General features: G+C 49.3%; 1 protein-coding gene. It reads right to left on the minus strand.

All coding sequences use genetic code 11. The features are described 5' to 3' along the window. On the minus strand, window positions 1-290 hold a 290-nt coding region (locus A3738_RS09850), incomplete at both ends, for a uroporphyrinogen-III C-methyltransferase (RefSeq protein ID WP_231876605.1).

Consider the following 290-nt stretch of genomic DNA (forward strand, 5'->3'; position numbering starts at 1 on the left):
GCCCAATTGGGTTCTGTCTCAGCACTTTTCATGTGTGCCGTCACAAACCGAACCGATTGTGCACAACTGCGATGTGTTAAGGGAATACCAGCATAAGAAGACGCGCCCGATGCGGCTGTGACTCCAGGAACAACACAAACTGGAACTCCAGATTGTTGAAGTACCTGACACTCCTCACCAACACGAGCAAAAATCGCGGGATCGCCGCCTTTTACTCGTACTACCTGTTTTCCTTCAAGTGCCAGTTTTAGCATCAACGCCGAAATACCCTCTTGAGACATGCTATGTTG

The sequence above is a fragment of the Oleiphilus sp. HI0066 genome, from assembly GCF_001635725.1.